This window comes from Arthrobacter sp. S2(2024), from assembly GCF_036662515.1.
In the GTDB taxonomy this organism is placed as follows: domain Bacteria; phylum Actinomycetota; class Actinomycetes; order Actinomycetales; family Micrococcaceae; genus Arthrobacter.
The window spans coordinates 1-23,881 of sequence record NZ_JAYKZI010000002.1; the positions used below are offsets into that span (position 1 = coordinate 1).

The 23,881-nt window shown below is 64.2% G+C and carries 26 protein-coding genes and 1 riboswitch; of the genes, 7 read left to right on the top strand and 19 right to left on the bottom strand.

All coding sequences use genetic code 11. From position 1 onward, the window contains the following. From VLA65_RS03650 to fabF, 6 genes are all read left to right on the top strand, one after another. Positions 1–448: transketolase-like TK C-terminal-containing protein (locus VLA65_RS03650; protein ID WP_442880163.1), on the top strand; the 448-nt coding region annotated here is incomplete at its 5' end. 203 nt (positions 449–651) lie between these two features. Next, positions 652–1,896: a PucR family transcriptional regulator gene (locus tag VLA65_RS03655; RefSeq protein WP_059387754.1), complete on the top strand. Its 1,245-nt coding sequence runs from the start codon at positions 652–654 to the stop codon at positions 1,894–1,896. Positions 1,897–1,984: 88 nt separating this feature from the next. Next, on the top strand, positions 1,985–2,914 hold the full coding sequence (locus VLA65_RS03660) for an ACP S-malonyltransferase (RefSeq protein ID WP_332601847.1): 930 nt from the start codon (positions 1,985–1,987) through the stop codon (positions 2,912–2,914). Further along, entirely contained in the window at positions 2,911–3,972 is a 1,062-nt protein-coding gene (locus tag VLA65_RS03665; RefSeq protein ID WP_284988322.1) for a beta-ketoacyl-ACP synthase III, read from the top strand. The genes VLA65_RS03660 and VLA65_RS03665 overlap by 4 nt, the downstream gene beginning before the upstream one ends. A 109-nt stretch (positions 3,973–4,081) precedes the next feature. Continuing rightward, the gene (locus tag VLA65_RS03670; protein ID WP_028267518.1) at positions 4,082–4,327 is read left to right on the top strand and encodes an acyl carrier protein; all 246 of its coding nucleotides are present in this window, start codon (positions 4,082–4,084) and stop codon (positions 4,325–4,327) included. 140 nt (positions 4,328–4,467) lie between these two features. After that, entirely contained in the window at positions 4,468–5,703 is a 1,236-nt protein-coding gene (gene fabF / locus VLA65_RS03675) for a beta-ketoacyl-ACP synthase II (protein ID WP_332601848.1), read from the top strand. 144 nt (positions 5,704–5,847) lie between these two features. On the opposite strand, the gene VLA65_RS03680 is transcribed toward fabF, so the two are convergent. The 17 genes from VLA65_RS03680 to VLA65_RS03760 form a co-directional block, all read right to left on the bottom strand. Continuing rightward, the gene (locus tag VLA65_RS03680; RefSeq protein WP_284988323.1) at positions 5,848–6,351 is read right to left on the bottom strand and encodes a DUF3145 domain-containing protein; all 504 of its coding nucleotides are present in this window, start codon (positions 6,349–6,351) and stop codon (positions 5,848–5,850) included. Between the two features lie 259 nt (positions 6,352–6,610). Continuing rightward, positions 6,611–7,576 carry a tyrosine recombinase XerC gene (locus VLA65_RS03685; RefSeq protein ID WP_442880214.1) on the bottom strand — a complete coding sequence of 322 codons (966 nt, stop codon included), beginning with the start codon at positions 7,574–7,576 and terminating at the stop codon, positions 6,611–6,613. A gap of 73 nt (positions 7,577–7,649) precedes the next feature. Then, positions 7,650–8,876 (bottom strand): DNA-processing protein DprA, encoded by a 1,227-nt coding sequence (gene dprA / locus VLA65_RS03690; RefSeq protein WP_332601850.1) that lies wholly within the window; start codon positions 8,874–8,876, stop codon positions 7,650–7,652. 11 nt (positions 8,877–8,887) lie between these two features. Beyond that, positions 8,888–10,429, bottom strand: a complete 1,542-nt coding sequence (locus VLA65_RS03695) for a YifB family Mg chelatase-like AAA ATPase (protein ID WP_332601851.1) — start codon at positions 10,427–10,429, stop codon at positions 8,888–8,890. Continuing rightward, the gene (locus tag VLA65_RS03700; RefSeq protein WP_059387679.1) at positions 10,430–10,786 is read right to left on the bottom strand and encodes a YraN family protein; all 357 of its coding nucleotides are present in this window, start codon (positions 10,784–10,786) and stop codon (positions 10,430–10,432) included. It lies immediately after the preceding gene. A gap of 114 nt (positions 10,787–10,900) precedes the next feature. Further along, entirely contained in the window at positions 10,901–11,245 is a 345-nt protein-coding gene (locus VLA65_RS03705) for a DUF2469 domain-containing protein (protein ID WP_059387678.1), read from the bottom strand. A 78-nt stretch (positions 11,246–11,323) separates the two neighbouring features. Then, the gene (locus tag VLA65_RS03710; protein ID WP_284988328.1) at positions 11,324–12,061 is read right to left on the bottom strand and encodes a ribonuclease HII; all 738 of its coding nucleotides are present in this window, start codon (positions 12,059–12,061) and stop codon (positions 11,324–11,326) included. After that, positions 12,061–13,008, bottom strand: coding sequence for a signal peptidase I (gene lepB, locus VLA65_RS03715; RefSeq protein ID WP_307055693.1), 948 nt, complete (start codon positions 13,006–13,008; stop codon positions 12,061–12,063). The genes VLA65_RS03710 and lepB (VLA65_RS03715) overlap by 1 nt, the downstream gene beginning before the upstream one ends. Further along, positions 13,009–13,686 (bottom strand): signal peptidase I, encoded by a 678-nt coding sequence (lepB, locus tag VLA65_RS03720; RefSeq protein ID WP_059387675.1) that lies wholly within the window; start codon positions 13,684–13,686, stop codon positions 13,009–13,011. A 78-nt stretch (positions 13,687–13,764) separates the two neighbouring features. After that, positions 13,765–14,124: a 50S ribosomal protein L19 gene (rplS, locus tag VLA65_RS03725; RefSeq protein ID WP_059387674.1), complete on the bottom strand. Its 360-nt coding sequence runs from the start codon at positions 14,122–14,124 to the stop codon at positions 13,765–13,767. Between the two features lie 288 nt (positions 14,125–14,412). Next, positions 14,413–15,258 (bottom strand): tRNA (guanosine(37)-N1)-methyltransferase TrmD, encoded by an 846-nt coding sequence (gene trmD, locus VLA65_RS03730; RefSeq protein ID WP_306960808.1) that lies wholly within the window; start codon positions 15,256–15,258, stop codon positions 14,413–14,415. Then, positions 15,259–15,822, bottom strand: coding sequence for a ribosome maturation factor RimM (rimM, locus tag VLA65_RS03735; RefSeq protein WP_332601852.1), 564 nt, complete (start codon positions 15,820–15,822; stop codon positions 15,259–15,261). 129 nt (positions 15,823–15,951) lie between these two features. After that, positions 15,952–16,194 carry an RNA-binding protein gene (locus VLA65_RS03740; protein ID WP_028267532.1) on the bottom strand — a complete coding sequence of 81 codons (243 nt, stop codon included), beginning with the start codon at positions 16,192–16,194 and terminating at the stop codon, positions 15,952–15,954. A 1-nt stretch (position 16,195) separates the two neighbouring features. Then, a complete protein-coding gene (gene rpsP, locus VLA65_RS03745; protein WP_059387673.1) occupies positions 16,196–16,618 on the bottom strand; it encodes a 30S ribosomal protein S16 in 423 nt (140 codons plus the stop codon). Positions 16,619–16,813: 195 nt separating this feature from the next. After that, the gene (locus VLA65_RS03750) at positions 16,814–17,257 is read right to left on the bottom strand and encodes a hypothetical protein (RefSeq protein ID WP_284988333.1); all 444 of its coding nucleotides are present in this window, start codon (positions 17,255–17,257) and stop codon (positions 16,814–16,816) included. A 70-nt stretch (positions 17,258–17,327) separates the two neighbouring features. Next, entirely contained in the window at positions 17,328–18,206 is an 879-nt protein-coding gene (locus VLA65_RS03755) for a VOC family protein (RefSeq protein WP_284988334.1), read from the bottom strand. A 78-nt stretch (positions 18,207–18,284) separates the two neighbouring features. Beyond that, the gene (locus VLA65_RS03760; RefSeq protein ID WP_332601853.1) at positions 18,285–19,379 is read right to left on the bottom strand and encodes an amidohydrolase family protein; all 1,095 of its coding nucleotides are present in this window, start codon (positions 19,377–19,379) and stop codon (positions 18,285–18,287) included. A 77-nt stretch (positions 19,380–19,456) separates the two neighbouring features. Then, a riboswitch (TPP riboswitch) is annotated at positions 19,457–19,564 on the top strand. Here VLA65_RS03760 and thiC point away from each other — a divergent pair. Continuing rightward, entirely contained in the window at positions 19,560–21,389 is a 1,830-nt protein-coding gene (gene thiC, locus VLA65_RS03765; RefSeq protein ID WP_332601854.1) for a phosphomethylpyrimidine synthase ThiC, read from the top strand. (Overlaps the previous riboswitch by 5 nt.) On the opposite strand, the gene VLA65_RS03770 is transcribed toward thiC, so the two are convergent. Together VLA65_RS03770 and ffh are read right to left on the bottom strand one after the other, a co-directional pair. After that, positions 21,390–22,139 carry an alpha/beta hydrolase gene (locus VLA65_RS03770; protein WP_332601855.1) on the bottom strand — a complete coding sequence of 250 codons (750 nt, stop codon included), beginning with the start codon at positions 22,137–22,139 and terminating at the stop codon, positions 21,390–21,392. A gap of 103 nt (positions 22,140–22,242) precedes the next feature. Next, positions 22,243–23,808, bottom strand: a complete 1,566-nt coding sequence (ffh, locus tag VLA65_RS03775; RefSeq protein ID WP_284988338.1) for a signal recognition particle protein — start codon at positions 23,806–23,808, stop codon at positions 22,243–22,245. Positions 23,809–23,881 lie beyond the last annotated feature (73 nt).

Here is a 23,881-nt window from a genome sequence, read left to right on the forward strand (position 1 = left end):
CCTCGCCCAGGACTGGGGAGTCTCCGCCGACGTCTGGTCCGTGACCTCCTGGAACGAACTCCGACGCGACGGACTCGCCGCCGAAGAACACGCCTTCCTGAACCCCGGCGACGAACCACGCACCCCGTTCGTCGCCCAGCAACTCGCCGGCGCCACCGGACCGGTCATCGCCGTCACCGACTACATGAAAGCCGTCCCGGACCAGATCCGCCAATTCATCCCCAACGAATTCGCCTCCCTCGGCGCCGACGGATTCGGATTCTCCGACACCCGCCAAGCCGCACGCCGCTTCTTCAAAAACGACACCCACTCCATCGTCGTGAAGACCCTGCAACTGCTCGCCCGCCGAGGCGAAGTTGACGCACAGGCGGCGGCCCAGGCGATCGAGAAGTACAGTCTCCTCGATGTCAACGCCGGCACCACCGGCGGGGCAGGCGGCGAAAGCTAAGCTTCCAGCGAAGCACAACGAACCCAAGCAACATCTCGACGGCGGTCCACACCGAAAGGTGCGGGCCGCCGTCGGGCTTTAACACCCGGCTTCAACAATCGCCACAAGCAGCAAACGGCGCTGCCATCGCGTGACGCGCGCCAATCGCAGTTGTAGCCTTCGCACAAATGGAGCTTGTGGATGATGCGCCGTATGCTCAAGGAATGGCAGAGCCGATTCAAACCCCCGCGAAACGCAAAGCGGCCGCGCGCACGGTAACACCGGAAAAGGCGGAGACACTCAAGCGGCTCCGCGCCAATGTGGGGCAGCTGTCCACCACCACCATGCGCAAGCTTGAGAAATCGCTGCCCTGGTACAGCCGGCTGAGCTCCGACGAACGTTCAGCCTTGGGCCTGGTAGCCCAAAACGGAATCGCGGCCTTCGTGACGTGGTACGAGCGGCCGAGCTCGCCGTCGTGGATCCTGACGGACGTCTTCGGGAATGCTCCCACCGAGCTGACCCGCTCCATCAGCCTGCAAAAGGCCCTCCAGTTGATCCGGATCGTCGTCGAGGTGGTGGAGGACCAGGTCCCGGTGATTGCGCCGGAAGCCGACCAGCCGTCTTTGCGCGAAGCAGTCCTGCGCTATTCGCGGGAAGTGGCATTCGCCGCCGCGGATGTCTATGCGCGCGCCGCCGAGTCCCGCGGTTCCTGGGACACCAGGCTCGAAGCCCTGATTGTGGACGCCATCCTCCGGGGCGAGAATACCGATGCCCTTCGTTCCCGTATCGCCGCCCTCGGCTGGAAGGCCCAGGAGCGATTCACGGTGATGGTGGGAAACTCGCCGTCGGAACCAAGCGCAAGCTACGTGAGCGAGTTGCGCCGGACCGCCGGACGCTACGCTGAGGACGCACTGGTAGGCATCCAAGGCGACCGCCTCATCCTGATTCTCGGTGGCGTGCAAGACCGCGACACCGCCTATCTGAAACTCAGCGAACTTTTCGCCCCGGGCGCGGTGGTCTATGGACCCGAGGCTGGCTCCCTGTTGGAGGCAAGCAGCTCCGCCCAGGCGGCCTTTGCAGGGCTTACCGCTGCCAAGGCTTGGCCTTCGGCTCCGCGACCTGTGGCGGCGGACGATCTCCTCCCGGAACGGGTAGTCTCAGGCGACGACGCCGCCCGCCGTTCCCTCATCAAGAACATTTACCGGCCGCTGCTGGCCGCTTCAAACGGCCTTGTAGAGACCCTCGGCACCTATCTGGAACTCGGACATTCCCTCGAAGCGACTGCCCGCGAGCTGTTCGTCCACGCGAACACCGTGCGGTATCGTCTCAAGCGCGTCTGCGACGTCACAGGGTGGGACCCGCTCCTCCCGCGGGAGGCTTTCGTGCTCCAAACCGCACTGGTTGTGGGCAGGCTTTCGGCCCAGCCAAAGGCGACGTCGGAGCGTCACGGTACCCGATCCGCGGGTTGAACCGTTGTAGACTTCCTACAAACTGACCCAGTGAGCTTGGTGTACGCAAACACCAGTAGTTCACGCGGCAATTTGGAAAGCTGGTTACGTGCTTGCAATCGTCTGCCCTGGACAGGGCTCCCAGACCCCTGGATTTTTGGCCCCTTGGCTGGAGCTCCCTTCCGTAGAAGGCCATTTGGCCTCCCTGAGCGAAATCGCAGGCATCGACCTCAAGGCCCACGGCACCACCTCCGATGAAGAAACCATCAAGGACACCGCCGTCGCGCAGCCCTTGATCGTCGCCGCAGGGCTCGTGGCAGCGAAATCGCTGTTCGACGTCGAACTCAGTACCCTTCCGATCGTCCTCGCTGGCCACTCGGTCGGAGAGATCACGGCCTCGGCGCTTGCGGGTGTCCTGAGCGAGGAAGAAGCCATGACGTTCGTCCGCGAGCGTGCCAACAACATGGCCGCTGCCGCCGCCGTCACCCCCACCGGGATGAGTGCCGTCGTCGGCGGCGATCCGGCCGAAGTGCTTTCCGCTATTGAGGCCGCCGGCGCAACGCCGGCAAATGTCAACGGCGCAGGCCAGACCGTAGCGGCAGGCACGTTCGAACAGCTCCAGGCACTGGCTGACAACCCGCCGGCCAAAGCCAGGGTCATCCCGCTGAAGGTCGCCGGAGCATTCCATACTTCCCACATGGCTCCGGCCGTGAGCGCACTTGAAGCACTGCGGCCGTCCCTTAAGCCGCAGGCTCCCACGGTTCCGCTGCTCTCGAACTTCGACGGCCAGGAAGTCACCGACGGCAGCGCCGCCGTCGAAAGCCTGATCGCCCAGGTCTCGCGCCCGGTGCGTTGGGACCTGTGCATGGAGAACCTGGTCCAGCGCGGAGTCACTGGACTCATCGAACTGGCACCGGCCGGCACGCTTGCAGGCCTAGCCAAGCGCGGCATGCCGGGCGTGAAAACCGTTGCCGTCAAGACGCCGGATGATTTGTCCGCCGCACTTGCACTCTTCGCGGAATTGGAGGGAGACGCATGAGCGCCCCCGTACTCAAGCAGGCACCAAGGAACGAATACTCACGCGTTGTCGGCATCGGGGCATACCGCCCGGACATCATCGTCACGAACGACGACGTCTGCCAGTGGATCGATTCCTCGGACGAATGGATCCGCCAGCGCACGGGCATCGTGACCCGCCACCGCGCCGCGGCCGATGTCAGCGTCATCGACATGGCCGAGGGAGCTGCCCGCGAGGCGCTCAAGCAGGCCGGCATTGAGGCTTCCCAGCTCGGTGCCGTCATCGTCTCCACGGTCACGCACCCGTATGCCACGCCTTCCGCGGCGGCCGCCCTCACCGACCGTTTGGGCGCCACCCCGGCACCGGCTTTCGACATCTCCGCGGCATGCGCAGGCTACTGCTACGGAATTGCCCAGGGCGATGCCTTGGTCCGATCCGGCGCGGCTGAATACGTCCTGGTGGTCGGCGCCGAGAAGCTCTCCGACGTCATCGACAACCATGAGCGGACCATCTCCTTCCTTCTGGGCGATGGCGCCGGTGCGGTTGTCATCGGCCCGTCCGATACGCCCGGCATTGCCCCGTCTGTCTGGGGATCCGATGGCAGCAAGTGGAACGCGATCGGCATGACGCATTCCCTCGACGAAGTCCGCCACCTTGGCGAGACAGCCCGCCATTCGGACGAATCCGACGATCAGGCCATTATTTCCGCAGCGCAGGATGTCTGGCCGACGCTCCGCCAGGACGGCCAGACGGTCTTCCGTTGGGCCGTCTGGGAAATGGCGAAAGTTGCCCAGCAAGCCCTCGATGCCGCAGGGATCGAAGCCTCGGACCTGGCGGCGTTTGTCCCCCACCAAGCCAACATGCGGATCATCGACGAGATGGTCAAGAAGCTCAAACTTCCCGAAACCGTGGTGGTCGCCCGGGACATCGCTGAGGCGGGAAACACTTCTGCCGCCTCCATTCCGCTGGCCACGCACCGACTCCTCAAGGAGAACCCGGAACTCAGCGGTGGCCTTGCCTTGCAGATCGGCTTCGGTGCCGGTCTTGTGTTTGGCGCCCAGGTAATCGTTCTTCCGTAATTTCGGACCGCGCCTACCTTCAATTGAATAGTGCTTTGAAACCCAAGCCGTAACCGCGGTTTGCCCCCATTTCCGGCAATAGCCGGCACAACAAGAAAAGGAGCCAACAATGGCTAGCAACGAAGAAATCCTGGCCGGCCTGGCTGAAATCGTGAACGAAGAGACCGGCCTCGCCACCGAAGCCGTGGAGCTGGACAAGTCCTTCACCGAGGACCTGGACATCGACTCCATCTCCATGATGACCATCGTCGTCAACGCTGAAGAGAAGTTCGGCGTGCGCATCCCGGACGAAGAGGTCAAGAACCTCAAGACCGTCGGCGACGCCGTCAACTTCATCTCGAACGCACAGGCCTAGCCTGGCCTCAACTGTGCCGGACTTCGGGTGCGCCCTGTTGCATCCGAAGCCCGGCACAGCTGCTATATCTCCCAGAGTTTTTTCCTGCCTCCCCAGTGAGAACAGCACGTGGGTTGGCTGATCCGACAGAGAGTGATCTCATGGCACGCAAAGTAGTCATAACCGGTCTGGGCGCCACAACGCCCATCGGCGGCGACGTCCCCACGATGTGGAAGAACGCGCTCAAAGGGGTCTCCGGTGCCCACACACTCGAGGACGAGTGGGTTGCCAAGTATGACCTTCCGGTCCACTTTGCCGCCCGGTGCTCGACGCCGGCCCTCGAAGTTCTGAGCCGCGTTGAAGCCAAGCGCATGGACCCGTCCACGCAGTTCGGTGTCATCGCCGCCCGCGAGGCCTGGGCAGATTCCGGTATCACCGAAATCGACCACGACCGCCTTGCCGTGGCTTTCGCCACGGGCATCGGCGGTGTCTGGACGCTCCTGGACGCTTGGGACACGCTGAGGGAAAAAGGCCCCCGCCGGGTCCTTCCCATGACGGTCCCGATGCTCATGCCGAACGGCGTCGCCGCCGCTGTCAGCCTTGACCTTGGTGCCCGCGCCGGTGCTCACACCCCCGTTTCTGCTTGCGCTTCCGGCACCGAGGCGATGCACCTCGGCCTGGACCTCATCCGCTCGGGCAAGGCCGACGTCGTCGTGTGCGGTGGCGCCGAAGCTGCCATCCACCCGATGCCGCTCGCCGCGTTTTCCTCGATGCAGGCACTTTCCCGCCGCAATGACGATCCGGAGCACGCATCGCGGCCATATGACCGCGACCGCGACGGCTTCGTCATGGGTGAAGGCGCCGGCGCCCTGGTCCTCGAGGCCGAAGAGCACGCGATCGCCCGCGGAGCGCGCATCTACGCCGAGCTCGCCGGTACATCGGTCACAGCCGACGCCTACCACATCACGGCACCGGACCCGGAAGGCCTGGGCGCAACCCGGGCTTTGAAGGCCGCCATGTTCGATGGCCGCATCCAGGCCGAGGACGTCGTGCACGTCAATGCCCACGCCACCTCGACGCCTGTCGGTGACAAGCCCGAGTACACGGCCCTCCGTGCCGCGCTGGGCGCTCACGTCGACAATGTGGCAGTCTCTGCCACCAAGTCGCAGATGGGCCACTTGTTGGGCGCTTCAGGGGCCGTGGAAGCAGTGCTGACGGTCCTCGCCGTCTACGAACGCCAGGCTCCGTTGACCATCAACCTTGAGAACCAGGATCCGGAGATCCCGCTCGACGTCGTCACTTCGGCACGCACTCTGCCCGCCGGTGACATCGTCGCCTTGAGCAACTCCTTCGGTTTCGGCGGCCACAACGCCGTCATCGCCATCCGCAACGCCTGACAGTCGCTGCCGGTTCGAGGCACAAGCTACGCACAAGAGGAGGGCCCCACCACGGTGGGGCCCTCCTCTTGTGCTATGGAAAAACTGTCTTCGGGAACTTTGTTCCCTGGCCGGGCTAGTGTTCCCCGACCGGCATGGTGTTCCCTAACCGACCTGGTGGAGCCAACGCACGGGAGCGCCTTCGGCGGCATGCCGGAACGGCTCGAGCTCTTCGTCCCAGGCCTCACCGAGCGCCAAGGAAAGCTCGTGGTAGACGGCGGCGGGATCTCCAGCCGCCGACTCGTAGGCGTAGCGGATGCGGTCCTCTGTCACCATGATGTTGCCGTGGACATCGGTGACGGCATGGAAGATACCCAGCTCCGGTGTGTGCGACCAGCGCGCGCCGTCCACGCCTTGACTGGGCTCCTCGGTCACTTCGTAACGAAGGTGCGCCCACCCTCGCAGTGCCGAAGCCAGTTGGGCGCCCGTTCCGGGGACTCCTACCCAAGAGAGCTCGGCGCGGAACATTCCGGGCGCGGCAGGTTGAGGGGTCCACTCAAGATCGGTCCGCTTGTCAACGACCGATCCGATGGCCCACTCGACGTGAGGGCACAACGCAGTAGGGGCCGAATGCACAAACAGGACACCGCGGGTTATTGCAACAGACATTCCATCCTCCATAGCTGTAGGTACGTCTTCCCCAACGACCTCTGCCTGGATGAAATTTTGCTGCGCGGGTGCGCGCCGTTCCGGTTTCCCTACCTATCTATGATTTTTTCCGCAGCGGAAGAACGTTCAAGTTTAGGTTGAAAGTTTCCCCACAGTGCTTTCATTTTGCCGTACGGACCGGAATTACGCCAGTGCGATTCACGGACGAGCAGATTTCCTTCCTCGGGACTCATCGAAGTGTCGCACGGTTTCCGGGTCTCTAAGCACGGGGATGGGCTTGCTGATAGCTCTTGCGAAGCCTGTCCACCGACACATGGGTGTAAATCTGGGTTGTTGCGAGGCTGCTGTGTCCCAGAATTTCCTGGACGGCGCGCAGGTCCGCCCCGCCGTCGAGCAGATGGGTGGCGGCAGTGTGGCGCAGCGCGTGGGGTCCGGTCGCGGCGGTATCCCCCAAGGCCGCCAGCAGGTCGTTGACGACGCTGCGGGCCTGGCGCTGATTGATGCGGTTGCCCCGTGAACTGAGAAAAAGTGCCGGTCCGCTACGCTCATTTGCGAGCCGTGGCCGGCCGCGGCGGAGCCAGTCGTCGACGGCGAGCGCAGCCGGTACCCCGTAGGGCACCGTCCGCTCCTTGTTGCCCTTGCCGAGCACGCGAAGAGTCCGGCGGTCCGGATCGATATCATCGATGTCCAGGCCGGCAAGCTCGCCGACGCGGATTCCGGTGGCATAGAGCAATTCGACGACGGCGCGGTTTCTCAACGGCATCGGAGAGCCATCCGCGGCTGCCTCTGACAGGTTCTCGAAGATCCTCGAGACCTGCTGCTGGTGAAGGACCCCAGGGAGCGTGTGGTCCCGTTTGGGGGCCTGAAGGCGAAGAGCAGGGTCTGAGGCGATGAGTTCTTCCCGAAGGGCCCAGGAAGTGAACGCTCGGGCCGTCGCGGCGTGCCGGGCGAGTGTTGCCCTGGACCGGCCGGATTCGCTTTGTGCCCCCAGCCAACGCCGGAGGGTGCCGAGCTCCAGCTCTGCGAGCTCCCCCACGCCCTCCGCGGCAGCGAAGCGCAGCAGGCTCTCCACGTCAGCGATGTAGGCCCTCACCGTGTGGGCGGACCGGGCCCGCTCGCTGTCGAGGTAACGCCGGAAGTCCTCGACGGACCCGGCGAGCGCTACGGGGAGCGGATTCTCTTGCACCCTTCCACTGTGCCAGCCGAGGGGCCGGACGGCCCGCATCGCCACGTTCCGTGCGGGAGCCGGCCAAGGTCCGGGCTCGTGTGATCCCACCAGGCCCGCACCGCACTCCCCCTCAATATCTCTTCCCGGACCTCTTCCACGCGCCGCTCACTGATACCGCCAACCCCAACAGGCCTAGGCGTCCAAGACCCGCCCTGACGGACTCGGGGCTGAGTCCTGCCACAACCGCGAGCTTCTCCACGGAGCTCGTCGAACGGACCGGCAGGGCATCGAGCAAGATCAGGTCCTCAAGCGTGAGTCCGTCGTGGTCCGAGGCAGCGGTTTCCTTGTCCTCGACAAGAGACTCACCGCTCGATCCCGCCAGTTCCGCGATTTCGCCGACATCCGTGACGCAGACAGCCCCGCCATCCCTGAGGAGCCGATGGCAGCCTGCGGAGTTGGCACTACGGATGGACCCCGGGACAGTGGCGACGGCCCTGCCGATGGATTCAGCATGATGGGCCGTATTCAGCGCACCCGAACGCCATCGCGCTTCCACCACGACGGTCACGGCCGCCAAAGCGGCGATAATCCTGTTTCGCTGAAGAAACCTGTAACGCGTGGGCGCCGAGCCCGGGGGAACCTCCGCAATGACCGCCCCTTGGTTCGCCACGGCACGCAGCAGATCCTCGTTTCCGGATGGATAGTATCGGTCCACGCCCCCGGCCATCACAGCGATGGTCGGCATGTCGTTCGTGCCCCCGGCCAAGGCACCGCGGTGTGCATGGGCGTCGATCCCGTACGCGCCTCCGGAGACGATGGTGCAGCCGCGCTGACCCAGCCCGTAGGCGAAGTCGCCCGTTACGGAGGCCCCGTAGCTGGTGCTATCCCGTGAGCCGACAAGGGCTACGACCCGCTTTACGGGTGGGAACTCCACTTCGTGTCCCCGCCACCACAAGCACAGCGGTTCATGAAGGCCCAGATCTGCCAATTGCACGGGCCATAGCGGGTCGCCAGGGATGACCATACGGCCGCCGAGGCGTTGCATGGTGGCAAGATCACGTTCCGGGGCAAGGTCCGGGATCCTTGGCGCCCACCGCCGTAGTGCAGCAGCCAATCCGGCCCCCGGGTTGGAAACCCCGCTGTCAACCAACAAGGAAGCCACTTCCTGCTCAAGCCCGGGCCCGGGAGCGAGCTCGCCGGTCGCGATTTTGAGACCGTCAACGGCCCCGGCAGACTTGACCAGGGCGAGCCCGGCCGCATCTTGCGGTTCCATCAGCCGCGACAGTGCTGCCCGGGCCAGGCGTTCCCTTTTTCGCTGCGGAGCGTCCGTGGTGAGCTGCTGGCCGTGTTCAGTCATGGAGTGTCCTTTCATGCGGCCGCGACCGCCTGCCGCAAGCCAAGGGCCTGCCCGATGTCGTCGCTGTGGGGTTGGTCCCTGTGGCCTAGGTCCGCGAGGGTCCAGGCGAGACGCAGAACGCGGTCGTAGCCTCTCGCCGTGAGGATTCCGCGCTCCAAGGAGGTATCCAGAATCTTCGTGGTCGCGGAAGGGAGGCGCAGTTCTCCGCGCAGTACACGCCCGGGAACCTGCGAATTGGTTTCCATCCCTAAACTCCGCAAGCGTTCGCGTTGCCGCGACCGGGCGGCATGGACCCTCCCGGCGACTGTAGCCGTGTCTTCCTCCACGCCGGATTGCCCGAAGTCCGCGAGGGATACACGTTCCACCTGGAGCTGGATGTCCACCCTGTCCAGCAGCGGCCCGGACATGCGCCCGAAGTAGCGGCGCCGCATCACCGGAGTGCAGGTGCAGTCGACTCCCTTGCCGGTCGCTTTCCCGCAAGGGCAGGGATTCGCCGCGAGGACCAGTTGGAAGCGTGCCGGATATGCTGCCGTGCCTGCAGAGCGATGAATGACCAGCTCTCCGCTTTCCAGAGGTTGCCGCAAGGCGTCCAGGACCCGGCGTTCATACTCGGGCGCCTCGTCCAGGAACAAGACGCCACGGTGCGCCCGTGATGCCGCCCCGGGCCGCGGCAGGCCGGAACCGCCGCCGATGATCGCTGCCGCGGTGGCGCTGTGATGGGGATTCTCAAAGGGCGGCCGCCGCAACAGCCGTACCGAATCAACATGGACAGCCGAAAGTGAATGGATCGCCGTGACCTCCATGGCTTCCCGGTCCCCCAAATCAGGCAAGAGTCCCGGGAGCCGCTCGGCAAGCATCGTCTTGCCGGCACCGGGCGGACCGCAAAGCAGCACATGATGTGCCCCGGCTGCCGCAACCTCCAAGGCGCGGCGGGCATCGCCCTGCCCCGAGACATCACAAAGATCCGGAACAACAGCGGCAGCGGCGTCCTGATCCCCTGCGACCTCGCCGTCGGCCGGGTCGTAATCGAGGGCCAGGTCCTGCGGGTTGGCCCCGAAATCAAACGCAAGACGAGCCAGGGTCTTGTAGCCACGGACCACCGCCCCGGGTACCAACTCGGCCTCGGCGACGTTGGCGTGGGCCACAACAATCTTGGGGTGGCCCGCTTGAACAGCCGCCATGACCGCCGGCAAGATGCCGCGAACGGGCCTCAACCTGCCATCCAGTCCCAACTCGGAGATGAAGACTGTGTCTTCTGTGGAACGGATATCGCCCGCGGCGCGCAATACTGCCATGGTGATCGCGAGGTCGAAACCCGAGCCACGCTTCGGCAGGGAGGCCGGAATCAGGTTTGCGGTGATCTTTCGACGACTCAGCGGGATGCCTGAGTTCTGTGCCGCGGAGCGGATGCGTTCCTTGGCTTCGTTCAGGGAGGCATCCGGCAGCCCCAGGATCACGAAATTGGGGAGGGTTTGGCCGATATCTGCCTCGACCTCCACGATGTAGCCGTTCAGGCCCAACAGCGCCACGGAGTAGCTTCGGCCGACTCCCATCTAGCCCACGCCCCTGAGGTGTTCGAGCTGGGGCTCGCCCACCCCGTCGTCGATGATTCCCACGACGTCCACCCGGCGGAGCACGGCGCGCACCTCGTGGTCACGGCACCATGACCCGGCCAGGCGGTGGAGCCGGGCGAGTTTGGCGGCGCCGACCGCTTCGAAAGGATGCCCATAGGCCAGGTTCTTCCGGGTTTTGACCTCTGCGATCACCAAGGTGTCGCCGTCGAGCGCCACGATGTCGATCTCGCCGTCGGAGCATCTCCAATTGCGGTCCACAATCCGCATTCCCTGGGTTTCAAGGAAAGCTACGGCCAGCGTTTCACCGCGCTGTCCCAACACGTCTTTGGCTTTCATGACCACCTCCGCTTCCAGCCTGGAGGCGCGGAGAAGTCAAAGACAGGGGGCAGTTCGGCTATGTGGGAAAACTCCGTCAGTCAGACGGTGTGGAGGACAAGTTGCCGGGCTTAGCTAATTGCCCAGGTTGCCGAGATCCCCCAGATCGCCATCCTTCGGCAAGGAAAGTTCCTCGCTGCGCGGAAGTTCTTCGACGTTGACGTCCTTGAACGTAATGACCCGGACATTCTTCACGAATCGGGCCGAACGGTAGACGTCCCACACCCAGGCGTCCTGGAGCGTCAGGTCGAAATAGACCTCGCCATCGGCGCTGCGGGCCTGCAGGTCGACGTGGTTCGCCAAATAGAACCGCCGTTCGGTCTCGACAACGTAGCTGAACAAACCAACGACGTCGCGGTATTCGCGGTAGAGCTGCAGCTCCATGTCGGTTTCGTAGTTCTCAAGATCCTCGGCACTCATAGATCCATCTTGCACCATAGAGCGGGCAGGCGCCGCCACGGCCGGGCCGGCGGCATCCAGGGCAAGGAAAAGCGAAGGCTAGACCAGGTTCCAGCTGGTCCGGTGGTACGGAGTGGGACCCAACGATCTGATGGCGTCGCGGTGGAAGGACGTGGCGTAGCCCTTGTTCTCGTTCCAGCCGAACGCCGGATATTCCTCGTGCAGCCCGACCATGATGCGGTCCCGGGCAACCTTGGCCAGCACGCTGGCGGCCGCCACGCTGAGGCAGCTCAAGTCCGCCTTCACACGGGTGTGCACCGGCGCCTCACAAGCAGGACCGGCCACCTCGGCGTCGAACAAGGAGCCCTGGGTCTGGGGCGAGAGCCAGTTGTGGCTCCCATCCAGGAGCACCAGGTCCGGATGCACGCCCGAGGCGAGAATCTCGAACCAGGCGCGTGTGCCGGCAAGGCGCAGGGCACCCACGATGCCCAGCGCATCGATCTCCACTGAACTTGCGTGGCCCACTGCGGCGCCAACCGCCCATTCGCGTACCAGCGGTTCCAACCGCTCGCGGTCCTCGGGCTTGAGAAGCTTGCTGTCGCGGACATCGGCGAGCAGGCCGTGGTCCCTGAGGTCGACGACGGCGATCCCCACCGACACCGGTCCGGCGAGGGCTCCGCGGCCTACTTCGTCGACTCCGGCCAGAAGCGTGACCCCTGGAGCCAGGAATCCCCGTTCGACGTCCAGGGTGGGAAAATCAGGAGCGTGTTTGGTCCGCGCGGCGGGTTTCCGCTGCGTTCGAACCGGCGTTGCCGCTCGCGCTCCCGCGGGAACCATCACTTGCTCGCTGGAGCCGTGGGTGAAGCCGTGTTCTGGGGCGACGGCGAAGGAACGTTGCGGAAGACCTCGGAGTGGTTGTCAAGGATCTGCCACCGGTTGATGGGCCACGCAATAACCGTTGCTTTGCCTTCGACGTCGGCGATGTCGATGAAACCACCATTGACCGATTGGTGTTCGCGGGAGTCGGCCGAGTTGTTGCGGTTGTCGCCCATAACCCAAATTTTGCCCGCAGGGACCACTACATCGAAAGACTTTGCCATGGGGACCTGGGCAGGATTGATGTAGCTCTCGTTGAGGACCGTGCCATTGACGCTGACCCGCGCTGAACTGTCGCAGCAGGAGACCCTGTCCCCCGGCAGGCCGATCACGCGCTTGACGAGGTGCTGATTGGTCTCGTCCGGAAGCAGTCCGACGAAGACGAGACCGTCCTGGAACCATTTGAAGGGTCCGGGAGTCGTCTTCTGCGTGGGCGGCAGCCAACCTTGTGCGTCCTTGAAGACCACGATGTCGCCCCGCTCCAGGGCGAAAGGTTGCGGGACCAGCAGATTAACGAAGATCCGGTCGTCAACGTCAAGGGTGTTGACCATTGACTCCGAAGGAATGAAGAAGGCACGGAACAGGAAAGTCTTGATGAGGAAGGACAACACGATGGCGATGACCACCACCGTGCCGATTTCCCTGAGCCAGCCGAGGAACGGACTACCGTGGGTTTTAGCGGGAGTTTCGGAGCGATCGCTTTCGCCCGATTCCGGCCGTGAGCTCCGCCGTGCGGCGCGGCGCGGCGACTCGTGCTCCTCAGGCCGGACCGCCGTCGAGCCGGTCGCGCCCACGGGGGACGGATCGCCGTCGCCCGCTGCAAGATCCATGGCGGGAGCGGACGGTCCGTCCAGGGGCCGGGCTTCGCCGTCGTGCCGTTCCGGCTTCCCGGGAGTTGTCTCGGGCATCTATTGTCCGTTCTTCGAGGTTGTACCGGCCTGCGCAGGGCGAGGCAGTTCTGCAAATCTATCAAGCGGCCAGATAATCCGGACTGGACGCCCGATGACACGCTCCAGCGGCACCATCCCTCCGCCGGGTGCGCCCAGAAGGCCGCGCGAATCGGCCGACCGCGAACGGTGGTCCCCCATGAGCCACAATCTGTCACTCGGAACGATGACGTCGAACCTCTGTTCGCTCGGCGTGTCGCCGGGATAAAGATAGGGTTCCTCAAGCTGCTGACCGTTGACTGTGAGTTTTCCGTTGCTGCCACAACAAGCCACGTGGTCTCCGGGAAGGCCGATGACACGTTTGACATATGTCGTGTCGCTTCCCGTCAGGCCCAGCCAATGGCCGGCGGCGGCGACGGCATCGGCAAACGGTCCTTTGCCGCTGTTCAGCGGAGCGAACGTTCCCCTTCCGTCGAAGACCACGATGTCTCCACGGCGAATAGGGTCCCCGGCGAAATCGGTCCGGGACACCAGGATGCGGTCTCCGGTGCCCAGGATCGGCTCCATGGACTCGGACGGGATGAAGTAGACATCGAGCCACAAGGACCGGACAAGCCCGCTGATGGCCACGGCCAGGAAAAGTGCGAGCAAAACAAAACGCCAGCCCTGTTTCCGGGGCTGGCGCTTTGCGTGGTCCATGATTCGTTTCCTGTTGCGTTGCGGATTTCTCCGGCGCAGGCCGGACACGAATCCAGGACCCGCTGTTGGTCGAAAGACCTACTTGCCGGTGGCGAAGTCGCGCTTTTCCTTGATCTTCGCAGCCTTACCGCGCAGTGCGCGCATGTAGTAGAGCTTGGCGCGGCGGACGTCACCCTTGGTGACGACCTCGATCTTCTCGATGATCGGGGAGTGAACCGGGAAGGTACGCTCTACGCCGACACCGAAGGAGACCTTGCGGACGGTGAAGGTTTCGCGAACGCCGTCACCCTGGCGACCCAGGACGAAGCCCTGGAAGACCTGGACGCGGGAGTTCTTGCCTTCAATGATGTTCACGTGAACCTTGATGGTGTCACCCGCGCGGAACTCGGGAACATCGTTACGCAGCGAAGCTGCATCTACGCTATCGAGGATATGCATTAATCCACTCCTGGTGAACGCCACAGGTCATCCACTTTGGGTCACGGCGGGCAAGCCCGGGGCGCAAGGCCGGCCGGAAATTACCGCCGAAGATTTTCAAGTCCGGTACCGCCACTGATTGGCGGTTCCGGGTTGTCAGGCTGTTGGTGACGCTCCCCCTGTGGCAGGCGCGAACCCAGTAGACACAAGGGTTAATTCTGCCACACCCCGCGGGTTCCGGCGAATCCCGCGAATGCGGCCCGGTTCCTGCGGTCGGGCGGAGGATGAAGTTGCCCGACGGCGGGAGGCTCAGTCCGGGAGGTCGCTGTCCGGGCGGCGCCGCAACCGGCCATCGACGACGTCGTACCCGAGTTCACCGAAAGCCGTGCGGTCCGCACGTGCCAAGTGGCCGGCGTCGAACTCTGCGAGGAGGTCCGGGCGACGTTCCGCCGTGCGGCGGAACTGTTCGTGGCGGCGCCACTGGGCGATCTTCCCGTGGTTGCCGCTCAAGAGGACCGCGGGCACGTCACGATCGCGCCATGACGAGGGCTTCGTGTAGACCGGATATTCCAGCAAGCCGTCCGAATGGGATTCCTCCACCAAGGATTCGGGATTGCCGACGACGCCCGGAAGCAGGCGTCCGATGGCCTCGACCATGGCCAGGACTGCGACTTCGCCGCCGTTGAGGACATAGTCGCCCAAGCTGACCGGACGCACGGTGAAGTGCCCTGCCGCCCACTCCATGACGCGTTCGTCAATGCCTTCATAGCGGCCGCAGGCGAAAACGAGCTGCTCTTCCTCGGCGAGCTCATAGGCGAGTGCCTGGTTGAAGCGCTCCCCCGCGGGCGACGGCACAATCAGGACCGGCTTTTTCGCCGGCGCGTCCGATGAGCGCTCAGGCGCGGCAGTTCCAACCTCGGCATTTTGTGCAAAGGCAATGGATTCCAAGGCCTGGGCCCAGGGCTCGGCCTTCATGACCATGCCCGCACCGCCACCATACGGAGTGTCGTCCACGGTGCGGTGTTTGTCGGTGGTGAAGGCCCTCAAGTCATGGACATTGACCTCCAAGAGCCCATCCTGGCGGGCCTTGCCTATGAGGGAAAGCTCAAGCGGCGCCAGGTACTCGGGAAAGATGCTGACGACATCAATGCGCATTTAGGCGCCATCCTTGGTTTCAGCGTCGTCCGCTTCCGTATCGGTGCCGGAAGCATCAGTGTTCAGTTCGAAGAGCCCCGGCGGAGGCGTGAGCAACACGTAGCCGTCTTCGACGTTGACCTCGGGCACGATCTCTTCGACGAAGGGCACCAGGATTTCCTTGCCGTCAATGTCTTCAATGACCAGCAGGTCCTGGACCGGCATGGTGTTGAGCGCGGTCACCTTACCTACGGTCTGCGAGCCGACGCGGACCTCAAGGCCGACGAGCTCATGCTCGTACCAGCCTTCGTCGTCGTCCTCTTCCAGCTCTTCGGTCTCGATGAACAGCTTCGCGCCGCGGATTTCCTCCGCCTGGTTGCGCGTGGAGATCTCTTCGAAACCGAGCAATAGGATGTCCTTGTTCCACCGGGCGCTGCTGATGGTCAAGGGGCCGGCCTTCGCGGGCTCCACCACAAATTCGGTGCCCGGGACGAAACGATCGCCAGGGGCATCGGTGAGCACCTGGACGGTGACTTCGCCGCGGATTCCGTGGGGCTTGCCGATTCGGGCAACCTGGAGCTGCATGGGGTTCCTCTGATTTCTTCGCTGGGCCCGGATGAGGGACCCACGGCTGGGTTTGCTCGTAAAACAATCCGGCCCCTCCACCATAATCTGGTGAAGGGGCCGGATTTAAGACAAGTATTGCTGAGCGCGTTACCGGCGACGGTCGGTGTCTACGACGTCGACCCGCACCTGCTCGCCGCCCGCCAATGCCGCAATCACAGTGCGCAAAGCGCGTGCGGTGCGACCCTGGCGACCGATCACCCGTCCGAGGTCGTCCTGGTGAACGCGCACCTCGAGGGATTCCCCGCGGCGGTTGTTCTTGGCACTGACCTTGACGTCCTCAGGACTGTCAACGATCCCACGGACCAAGTGCTCGAGCGCTTCTGCCAGCAACTTACTCAGCCTCGGTGGTCTCTGCTTCAGCGTCAGCGGGAGCTTCAGTTGCTTCCGACTGCTTGGCCTTCTTGGTGATGGCTTCCGGAATGATGACGGAACCCTTCTCCGGTGCAACGAAAGCAGGCTTGGCGACCTTGGTCTTCAGCGTGCCTTCCTGGCCCGGGAGGCCCTTGAACTTCTGCCAGTCACCGGTGATCTTGAGGATCGCGGCAACCTGCTCGGTCGGCTGGGCGCCGACGGACAGCCAGTACTGTGCACGCTCGGAGACAACCTCGATGTACGAGGGCTCTTCGGTGGGGTGGTACTTGCCGATTTCTTCAATCGCACGGCCATCGCGCTTGGCGCGGGAGTCCATGACGACGATGCGGTAGTACGGTGCGCGCATCTTACCGAAGCGCTTAAGGCGAATCTTTACGGCCACTTTTGTGGTCACTCCTGTTTCTGAAACGGGGTTGAGCCCGTCGTTCTGCACCCGTGGGGCGGGCCATACTTGAGGGTTCCAAGGACAAGATGCACACACGGAGAGAGGGGCCGCGCGGATCGAGTACCTGTCCATTGTGCCAGATGGCGGACAGTATTTCGAACACGCGGTCCGTGCGGCGGCTTTTCTGCGGGATTACTGCTCAGCGGACCAGACGTAGAGACCGCCCCGTTCGGCCTTTTCGACGTCGCTCGCGAGGGCCGCCAACTGCTGGACGTACAGGCGGGCCTGTTGGGCATCAAAGGGCATGTCCTCTTGGGCCGCCCAGCGTTCGGCGACGTCATCGAGGACGTTTCCTTCGCCTTCGGTCTCGTAGCTGAGGAGCTCAGAAAGGGCACGCACCATCGCTTCGGGGACGCCGAGCAGGGCGTCGCTGGTGACGTCCACCAAAGCAAGCTCATAGTCGGCCCCGCCTGCGTGCACGGCCGTGCCCGCGAGGTCTCCGAGCTGTTCTACTTCGAAATCGCTGATTCCCGGGATCCGCACCGCGGCGCCGGATACGTCACTGCCCTTCTCCAGGGCGGCGGCCCTCTTGAGTGCTTCATCGTGGGTGGCAACAAAGATTTCAGCAAAGCCCATGGAAAGTACTCTCATTCAGTCGTGCCAACGGAGCTGCGGCGCAGCGGCCGAGATGCGCCACGCCGTCGGATCAAGCGTAGCGGACCGCGACCCGCAGGCGGTTGCGCCACGGGTCCTCGAAGCGGAGCTCCTGGCCTGTGTGGTGCGAGGCGATGCCCGCTACCTTGAGGCGATCGGCGAGCGCGCCGACGTCGTCTCCTGACGGCACTTCGATGACCACTTCGCCCAGGCCGAGGGTGTCCTTGCGCGGACCTGCACCGCGGCTGTTCCACACGTTCATGGCCATGTGGTGGTGGTAGCCGCCCGCGGAGACAAACAGGGCCTGCCCGTGCCAGCCGGCGGTCTGCTCGAAGCCGAGGGTGTCGACGTAGAAATCATGGGCGGTCTTCACGTCGCCCACCTGGAGGTGGACGTGCCCGACGCCGGCGCCCGCCCCATGCTGGCCCGTCACGGCCGCTTCACTCAGGTACTGCTGGAGGTAGCGCTGCGGCGGGAGCGGCAAGCTGTCCATCACGACCGAGCTGCCGTTCCACTCCCAGCCTTCACGGGGCTTGTCGTAGTAGAGTTCGATGCCGTTGCCCTCCGGGTCGGTGAAGTAGAAGGCTTCGCTGACCAAGTGGTCGGCACTGCCGACGAAGGCGTGGGGTTCGTACTGCGCGGCGGAGGCAACAGTTGCGGCGAGCGAGGGCTGATCCTCGAAAAGCAGCGCCGTGTGGAAGAGTCCGGCCTCTCCGCGGCCCGGGATCTGGAGACCAGCGGCCGGCGCGAGGTGCACCAACGGCTTGCCTAGCCGGCCGAAGTAGAGCCCGCCGTCCTGTTCGGCGACAACGTCCAGCCCCAGCGCCCGCTGGTAGTAGTCGCCCATGAGCTTCATGTCCCCCACTTTGAGCATGACAGTGCCCATGGTGAGTTCGGCAGGAAGGAGATCCTGGCTGGATGTGATGGTCATGTGAAACTCCCGGCTTTTTGTGGCGCCGCCCTTCGGCAACCTCTACGTATCTAAATTACTTGAAGCTTCAATTTATTCCTAATGCCCGGCGCTTCCTGAAATGTGTCCCCTCAGAACGGTGCATCGTGGCTGCAGCACGATCTCAAGGGACGCTCGGGGATCCTTTGCGTAGAGCACGACGTCTGCGCTGGCGCCTTCGCTGATGCCGTCGGCACCCAACCACTCACGGGCGGACCAGCAGGCAGCATCGAGGGCTGCGGCCGCCGGAAGACCCGCCCGCTGGAGTTCCAGGATCTCCTCGCCGATCCGGCCGTGTTTGATGACGCTTCCGGCGTCGGTTCCGGCGTACACCCGCACTCCGGCGTCGAACGCCTCAAGGACCCGCTCATGCCGGCCCTCCCACAACGCGATCATGTGGGCGGCGTAGCGCGGAAATTTGGTTTCAGCCTGCTTCGCGATGTCCGGAAACGTCGCAATGTTGATGAGCGTGGGGACAATCGGCACATCCTGGTCCAGCAGCCGGGGAATGTGGTGGGGCAACAATCCGGTGGCGTGCTCGATGCAGTCGATCCCGGCGTCGAGCATGTCATCGATTGTCCCTTCGGCGAAGCAATGGGCGGTCACCCGCGCCCCCTCGTCGTGTGCGGCCGCGACGGCGTCCTTGACGACGGCGGCCGGAAAGGACGGGCCGAGATCCCCGGCGGAGCGGTCGATCCAGTCCCCCACGATCTTGACCCAGCCGTCTCCGGACCGCGCCTGCTTGCGGACTGCCTCCATCAGATCCTCCGGCTCCACCTCTTCGGCCAGCCCGGGGATGTACCGCCGTTGCCTCGCGATGTGCCTGCCCGCGCGGATGATCCTCGGCATGTCCGCCCGGCGTTGCAGCCAGCGCGTGTCGCTTGCGGATCCGGCATCGCGGATCAAGAGGGTCCCGGCATTCCGGTCCGCAGTCGCCTGCAGGCGGGCAGTCTCCTCGTCGACAGCTCCGCCCTTGCCCAAGCCAACGTGGCAATGCGCGTCGACCAGGCCGGGAAGCACCCAACCGTCCAGGACGACGTCGGGCTTCGCAAGTGGCCGGACGAAGGTCAGCCGTCCGTCGACCGACCAGAGGCCGCGCCGTTCCTCCTCCGGCCCGGTGAGGACGGCGCCGCTGAATTCGATGATTTCCGCCATGATTCCACCCTAGTTCCCGGGAGCTTCGCCGGCGCGGTCACATCTGTCACAAGCGCTGGCAGCTGTGGTAGCTTCGTCTACGACCACACGGGGGCCCTTGCAAGGGCTGAGATCGGGCTGATGCAGCCTGCGACCGTTGAACCTGTCCGGGTAATGCCGGCGAAGGAAGTGAGTAATCCTTTGAGCACCAAAGAAACACAGCTGAGCCCTACCCAAAAGGGATCGGACCACGATGTGACCCAATCCCTCAAGTCGCATTCCCTCGCGTTCCTGGAGGATGCCGACACGGGAATCCGGGTTCCAGTGACGGAAATCGCCCTCGAACCGTCCCCCAACGGCGAGGCCAACGCCCCGTTCCAGGTGTACCGGACCGCCGGACCCGGGAGTGATCCCGTAGTGGGCCTCGAACCATTCCGCAGCGAGTGGATCGAAGCCCGCGGCGACACTGAGGCCTACAGCGGCCGCGAACGGAACCTGCTCGACGACGGCAAGTCTGCCGTCCGCCGCGGCGCCGCCTCCGCGGAGTGGAAGGGGGCTCAGCCGGTGCCCCGCCGCGCCGTCGACGGCAAGACCGTGACACAGATGCATTACGCGAAACAGGGCATCGTCACGCCCGAAATGCAGTTCGTGGCACTTCGCGAAAACTGCGATGTGGAACTCGTCCGCAGCGAGGTCGCTGCCGGCCGGGCCATCATCCCCAACAACATCAACCACCCCGAATCCGAACCGATGATCATCGGCAAGGCGTTCCTGGTGAAGATCAACGCCAATATCGGCAACTCGGCCGTCACCAGCTCCATCGCCGAAGAAGTGGACAAGTTGCAGTGGGCAACGCAATGGGGCGCCGACACCGTCATGGACCTGTCCACGGGCGATGACATCCACACCACCCGCGAATGGATCATTCGTAACTCCCCCGTACCGATCGGCACGGTACCCATCTACCAGGCCCTCGAGAAGGTCAACGGCGAAGCCAACAAGCTCACGTGGGAAATCTTCCGCGACACCGTCATTGAGCAGTGCGAGCAGGGCGTGGACTACATGACCATCCACGCCGGCGTGTTGCTGCGGTACGTGCCGCTCACCGCGAACCGCGTGACGGGCATCGTTTCCCGTGGCGGCTCCATCATGGCGGGCTGGTGCCTGGCCCACCACGAGGAAAACTTCCTCTACACCCACTTCGACGAGCTCTGCGAAATCTTCGCCAAGTACGACGTCGCGTTCTCGCTGGGTGATGGACTGCGCCCGGGCGCGACGGCGGACGCGAACGACGCCGCGCAGTTCGCCGAGCTGGACACCTTGGCCGAGCTCACGAAGCGCGCGTGGCAGTACGACGTGCAGGTCATGGTCGAAGGCCCCGGACACATCCCGTTCCACTTGGTGCGGGAGAACGTGGAGCGCCAGCAGGAGCTGTGTGACGGCGCGCCGTTCTACACGCTGGGCCCCCTTGTCACCGACGTCGCCCCGGGCTACGACCACATCACCTCCGCCATCGGCGCCACGGAGATCGCACGCTACGGAACCGCGATGCTTTGCTACGTCACTCCGAAGGAACATCTGGGCCTGCCCAACAAGGACGACGTCAAGACCGGCGTGATCACGTACAAAATCGCCGCCCACGCCGCTGACCTGGCCAAGGGACACCCCGGCGCCCACGAACGCGACGATGCGCTGTCCAAGGCCCGCTTCGAGTTCCGCTGGCGTGACCAGTTCGCGCTGTCGTTGGATCCGGTCACGGCCGAATCCTTCCACGACGAGACACTCCCGGCAGAACCGGCCAAGACGGCGCATTTCTGCTCCATGTGCGGACCAAAATTCTGCTCCATGCGCATTAGCCAGGACATCCGCGACGAATACGGCTCGGCTGATTCCCAAGCGGCCATCGCGGAAATGTATAGCGGCATGCGCGAAAAGAGCGAGGAGTTCCTGGCATCAGGGGGCAAGGTCTACTTGCCCGAGCTTGAGGTTCCCGCAGGAAAACGTGAGGCGGCGTCAGGAAACCTGAACTGATCAGGAAGCCTGGACTGATCCTGCGCGGCTGGCATCCGCGATGAAGGAGCGGATGATCCGGTCTCCTTCAACTGAGTCATGAGGCCGGTGTCCTCCAGCCGCAACGCGGTGGAGGGCGCCGGTTTCCTGCAAGTACCCGGCGATCTCTTCGTAGAGGGGTTCCCAACCACCGGTCAGCACAAGCGTGGGAACTCCCGGCACAATGTGCAGGGGCGCTTCCCACGGCGGAGCCTGGAGCCGCAGGCGTCGCGCGGTTCGCCGGGCCTCCGGGGTGCTGAGGACCGCCGCCTCGGAAGAAAACGCCCTGCGGACGAATTCGCGTTGGTAATCGTCATCGCTGAGTTCGTGCCGGATCCGGAACAACGGCTCCATCAATGTCCGGTACGCCGCGGTGGCGGGTAGTTCGGCTGTCAATGAAAGACAAGCCGGTTCCACGAGCACGAGGGAGCGGACCAGGTCTGGCCGCTCCACCGCGGCCAACATGGCGGAAATCGCGCCTTGCGAGTGCGCGACCACATGGCCCCCACGCGCGGGGCCCGGGGCCGATGCGGCCTCCCGAGCTCCGAGGCACTCGAGGATAATCTCCACATCGGCTGCAACATCGGATTCCAAAGGCTCGGCCTGCGCATCAAAGCCGTGGCGTTTCAGGAACAGTGCATCGTACGCCAGCGCCATGCCATGCTGTTTCGGCCACGCCGCAGCGCCGAATGTGCCTGCTCCATGGACGAACACGACGCGCTGTTTTTGCATCCCCCCAGCCTATGGCACGGGGCTGACAACCCAACTCACTAGCAGTTGTTGTCGTTCTGAGGGGTCAAAACGACACCTACTGCTAGCCAGTTGGGTGGGATAGCTACTTACCGAGGAACTTGTCGAAGCCCTTGGGCAGGTTCAGCTGCGAGGGGTCGAAGTCGCCGGATGGCTGGCCGAATGCCGCGCCGGTGCGGACGGCGTTCGCCCGCTTGTTCTCGGCGTCGCGCAGTTCCTGGGCAGCCTTGGCGGGGTTTCCGGAACGGGCCTTCTTCTTGGGCGCGTTCTTGCTTGCCTTGCGGGAACCGCCACCGAGGCCGGGCATGCCAGGCATCCCGGGCATGCCGCCGCCCTGGGCCAGCTTCTTCATCATCTTCTGGGCCTGCGCGAAACGCTCCAGGAGGCCGTTGACCTCGGAGACGTGCACACCGGAACCACGGGCGATGCGGGCCCGACGGGAGCCGTTGATGATCTTCGGAGCCAGACGCTCGTGCGGGGTCATGGAGCGGACAATCGCCTCCACGCGATCGATTTCCCGCTCGTCGAACTGCTCCAGCTGCTGGCGGATGTTCTGCGCACCCGGCATCATCATGAGCATTTTCTTCATGGAGCCCATGTTGCGGATCTGCTGCATCTGGGCGAGGAAGTCGTCCAGGGTGAAGTCTTCCTGGTCGGCGAACTTCTTCGCCATCCGGGCCGCTTCATCCTTGTCCCAGTTCTTCTCGGCCTGTTCGATCAGGGTGAGAACGTCACCCATGTCGAGGATGCGGGAAGCCATGCGGTCCGGGTGGAACAGTTCGAAGTCGTCCAGGCCTTCGCCGGTGGATGCGAACATGACCGGCTTGCCGGTGACGGACGCGACCGAGAGCGCGGCACCACCGCGGGCGTCGCCGTCGAGCTTCGACAGCACGACGCCGGTGAAGTTGACGCCTTCGTCGAAGGCAACTGCCGTGTTGACGGCGTCCTGGCCGATCATGGAGTCGATGACGAACAGCACTTCGTTCGGGATGATCGCCTGGCGGATACGGCGCGCCTGGTCCATCATTTCGGCGTCGACGCCGAGGCGTCCCGCGGTGTCCACGATCACGACGTCGTGCAGCTTCTGCCGGGCTTCGTCGACGCCGGCGCGTGCGACGGCGACGGGGTCGCCGGTGGGAACATCCAGATCCGAGGTGGTGCCGGGGTGCGGAGCGAACACAGGTACGCCGGCGCGTTCGCCGACAATCTGGAGCTGCGTAACGGCGTTTGGACGCTGGAGGTCGGCGGCAACGAGCACAGGGCTGTGGCCTTGCGCCTTGAGCCATTTGGCAAGCTTGCCCGCGAGGGTGGTCTTACCCGCACCCTGCAACCCGGCGAGCATGATGATGGTGGGGCCGGTCTTCGCCAAGCGGATACGGCGGGTCTCGCCCCCGAGGATCTCCTGGAGTTCCTCATTGACGATCTTGACGATCTGCTGGCTCGGGTTCAGTGCCGCGGAAACTTCGGCGCCCAAGGCGCGTTCACGGATGCGGCCAGTGAACTCGCGGACCACGGGCACGGCAACGTCGGCGTCCAAAAGGGCACGCCTGATCTCGCGGACGGTGGCGTCGACGTCGGCCTCAGTGAGGCGGCCCTTGCCACGGAGATTCTTGAAGGTTGCTGTCAACCGGTCAGAGAGTGAATTGAACACGCGCCGTGCACTTCTTTCAATGGTCTACGAATGGCGGCCGTTCCGACGCACCAATATCTTGACGATTCCTGCC

Coding starts and splice junctions, on each gene's coding strand:
- VLA65_RS03655 (WP_059387754.1), top strand. CDS start 652: ATGGCAGAGCCGATTCAAACCCCCGCGAAACGCAAAGCGGCCGCGCGC.
- VLA65_RS03665 (WP_284988322.1), top strand. CDS start 2,911: ATGAGCGCCCCCGTACTCAAGCAGGCACCAAGGAACGAATACTCACGC.
- VLA65_RS03670 (WP_028267518.1), top strand. CDS start 4,082: ATGGCTAGCAACGAAGAAATCCTGGCCGGCCTGGCTGAAATCGTGAAC.
- fabF (WP_332601848.1), top strand. CDS start 4,468: ATGGCACGCAAAGTAGTCATAACCGGTCTGGGCGCCACAACGCCCATC.
- VLA65_RS03680 (WP_284988323.1), bottom strand. CDS start 6,351: ATGTCTGTTGCAATAACCCGCGGTGTCCTGTTTGTGCATTCGGCCCCT.
- VLA65_RS03685 (WP_442880214.1), bottom strand. CDS start 7,576: ATGCGGGCCGTCCGGCCCCTCGGCTGGCACAGTGGAAGGGTGCAAGAG.
- dprA (WP_332601850.1), bottom strand. CDS start 8,876: ATGACTGAACACGGCCAGCAGCTCACCACGGACGCTCCGCAGCGAAAA.
- VLA65_RS03695 (WP_332601851.1), bottom strand. CDS start 10,429: ATGGGAGTCGGCCGAAGCTACTCCGTGGCGCTGTTGGGCCTGAACGGC.
- VLA65_RS03700 (WP_059387679.1), bottom strand. CDS start 10,786: ATGAAAGCCAAAGACGTGTTGGGACAGCGCGGTGAAACGCTGGCCGTA.
- VLA65_RS03705 (WP_059387678.1), bottom strand. CDS start 11,245: ATGAGTGCCGAGGATCTTGAGAACTACGAAACCGACATGGAGCTGCAG.
- VLA65_RS03710 (WP_284988328.1), bottom strand. CDS start 12,061: ATGGTTCCCGCGGGAGCGCGAGCGGCAACGCCGGTTCGAACGCAGCGG.
- lepB (WP_307055693.1), bottom strand. CDS start 13,008: ATGCCCGAGACAACTCCCGGGAAGCCGGAACGGCACGACGGCGAAGCC.
- lepB (WP_059387675.1), bottom strand. CDS start 13,686: ATGGACCACGCAAAGCGCCAGCCCCGGAAACAGGGCTGGCGTTTTGTT.
- rplS (WP_059387674.1), bottom strand. CDS start 14,124: ATGCATATCCTCGATAGCGTAGATGCAGCTTCGCTGCGTAACGATGTT.
- trmD (WP_306960808.1), bottom strand. CDS start 15,258: ATGCGCATTGATGTCGTCAGCATCTTTCCCGAGTACCTGGCGCCGCTT.
- rimM (WP_332601852.1), bottom strand. CDS start 15,822: ATGCAGCTCCAGGTTGCCCGAATCGGCAAGCCCCACGGAATCCGCGGC.
- VLA65_RS03750 (WP_284988333.1), bottom strand. CDS start 17,257: ATGGGCTTTGCTGAAATCTTTGTTGCCACCCACGATGAAGCACTCAAG.
- VLA65_RS03755 (WP_284988334.1), bottom strand. CDS start 18,206: ATGACCATCACATCCAGCCAGGATCTCCTTCCTGCCGAACTCACCATG.
- VLA65_RS03760 (WP_332601853.1), bottom strand. CDS start 19,379: ATGGCGGAAATCATCGAATTCAGCGGCGCCGTCCTCACCGGGCCGGAG.
- VLA65_RS03770 (WP_332601855.1), bottom strand. CDS start 22,139: ATGCAAAAACAGCGCGTCGTGTTCGTCCATGGAGCAGGCACATTCGGC.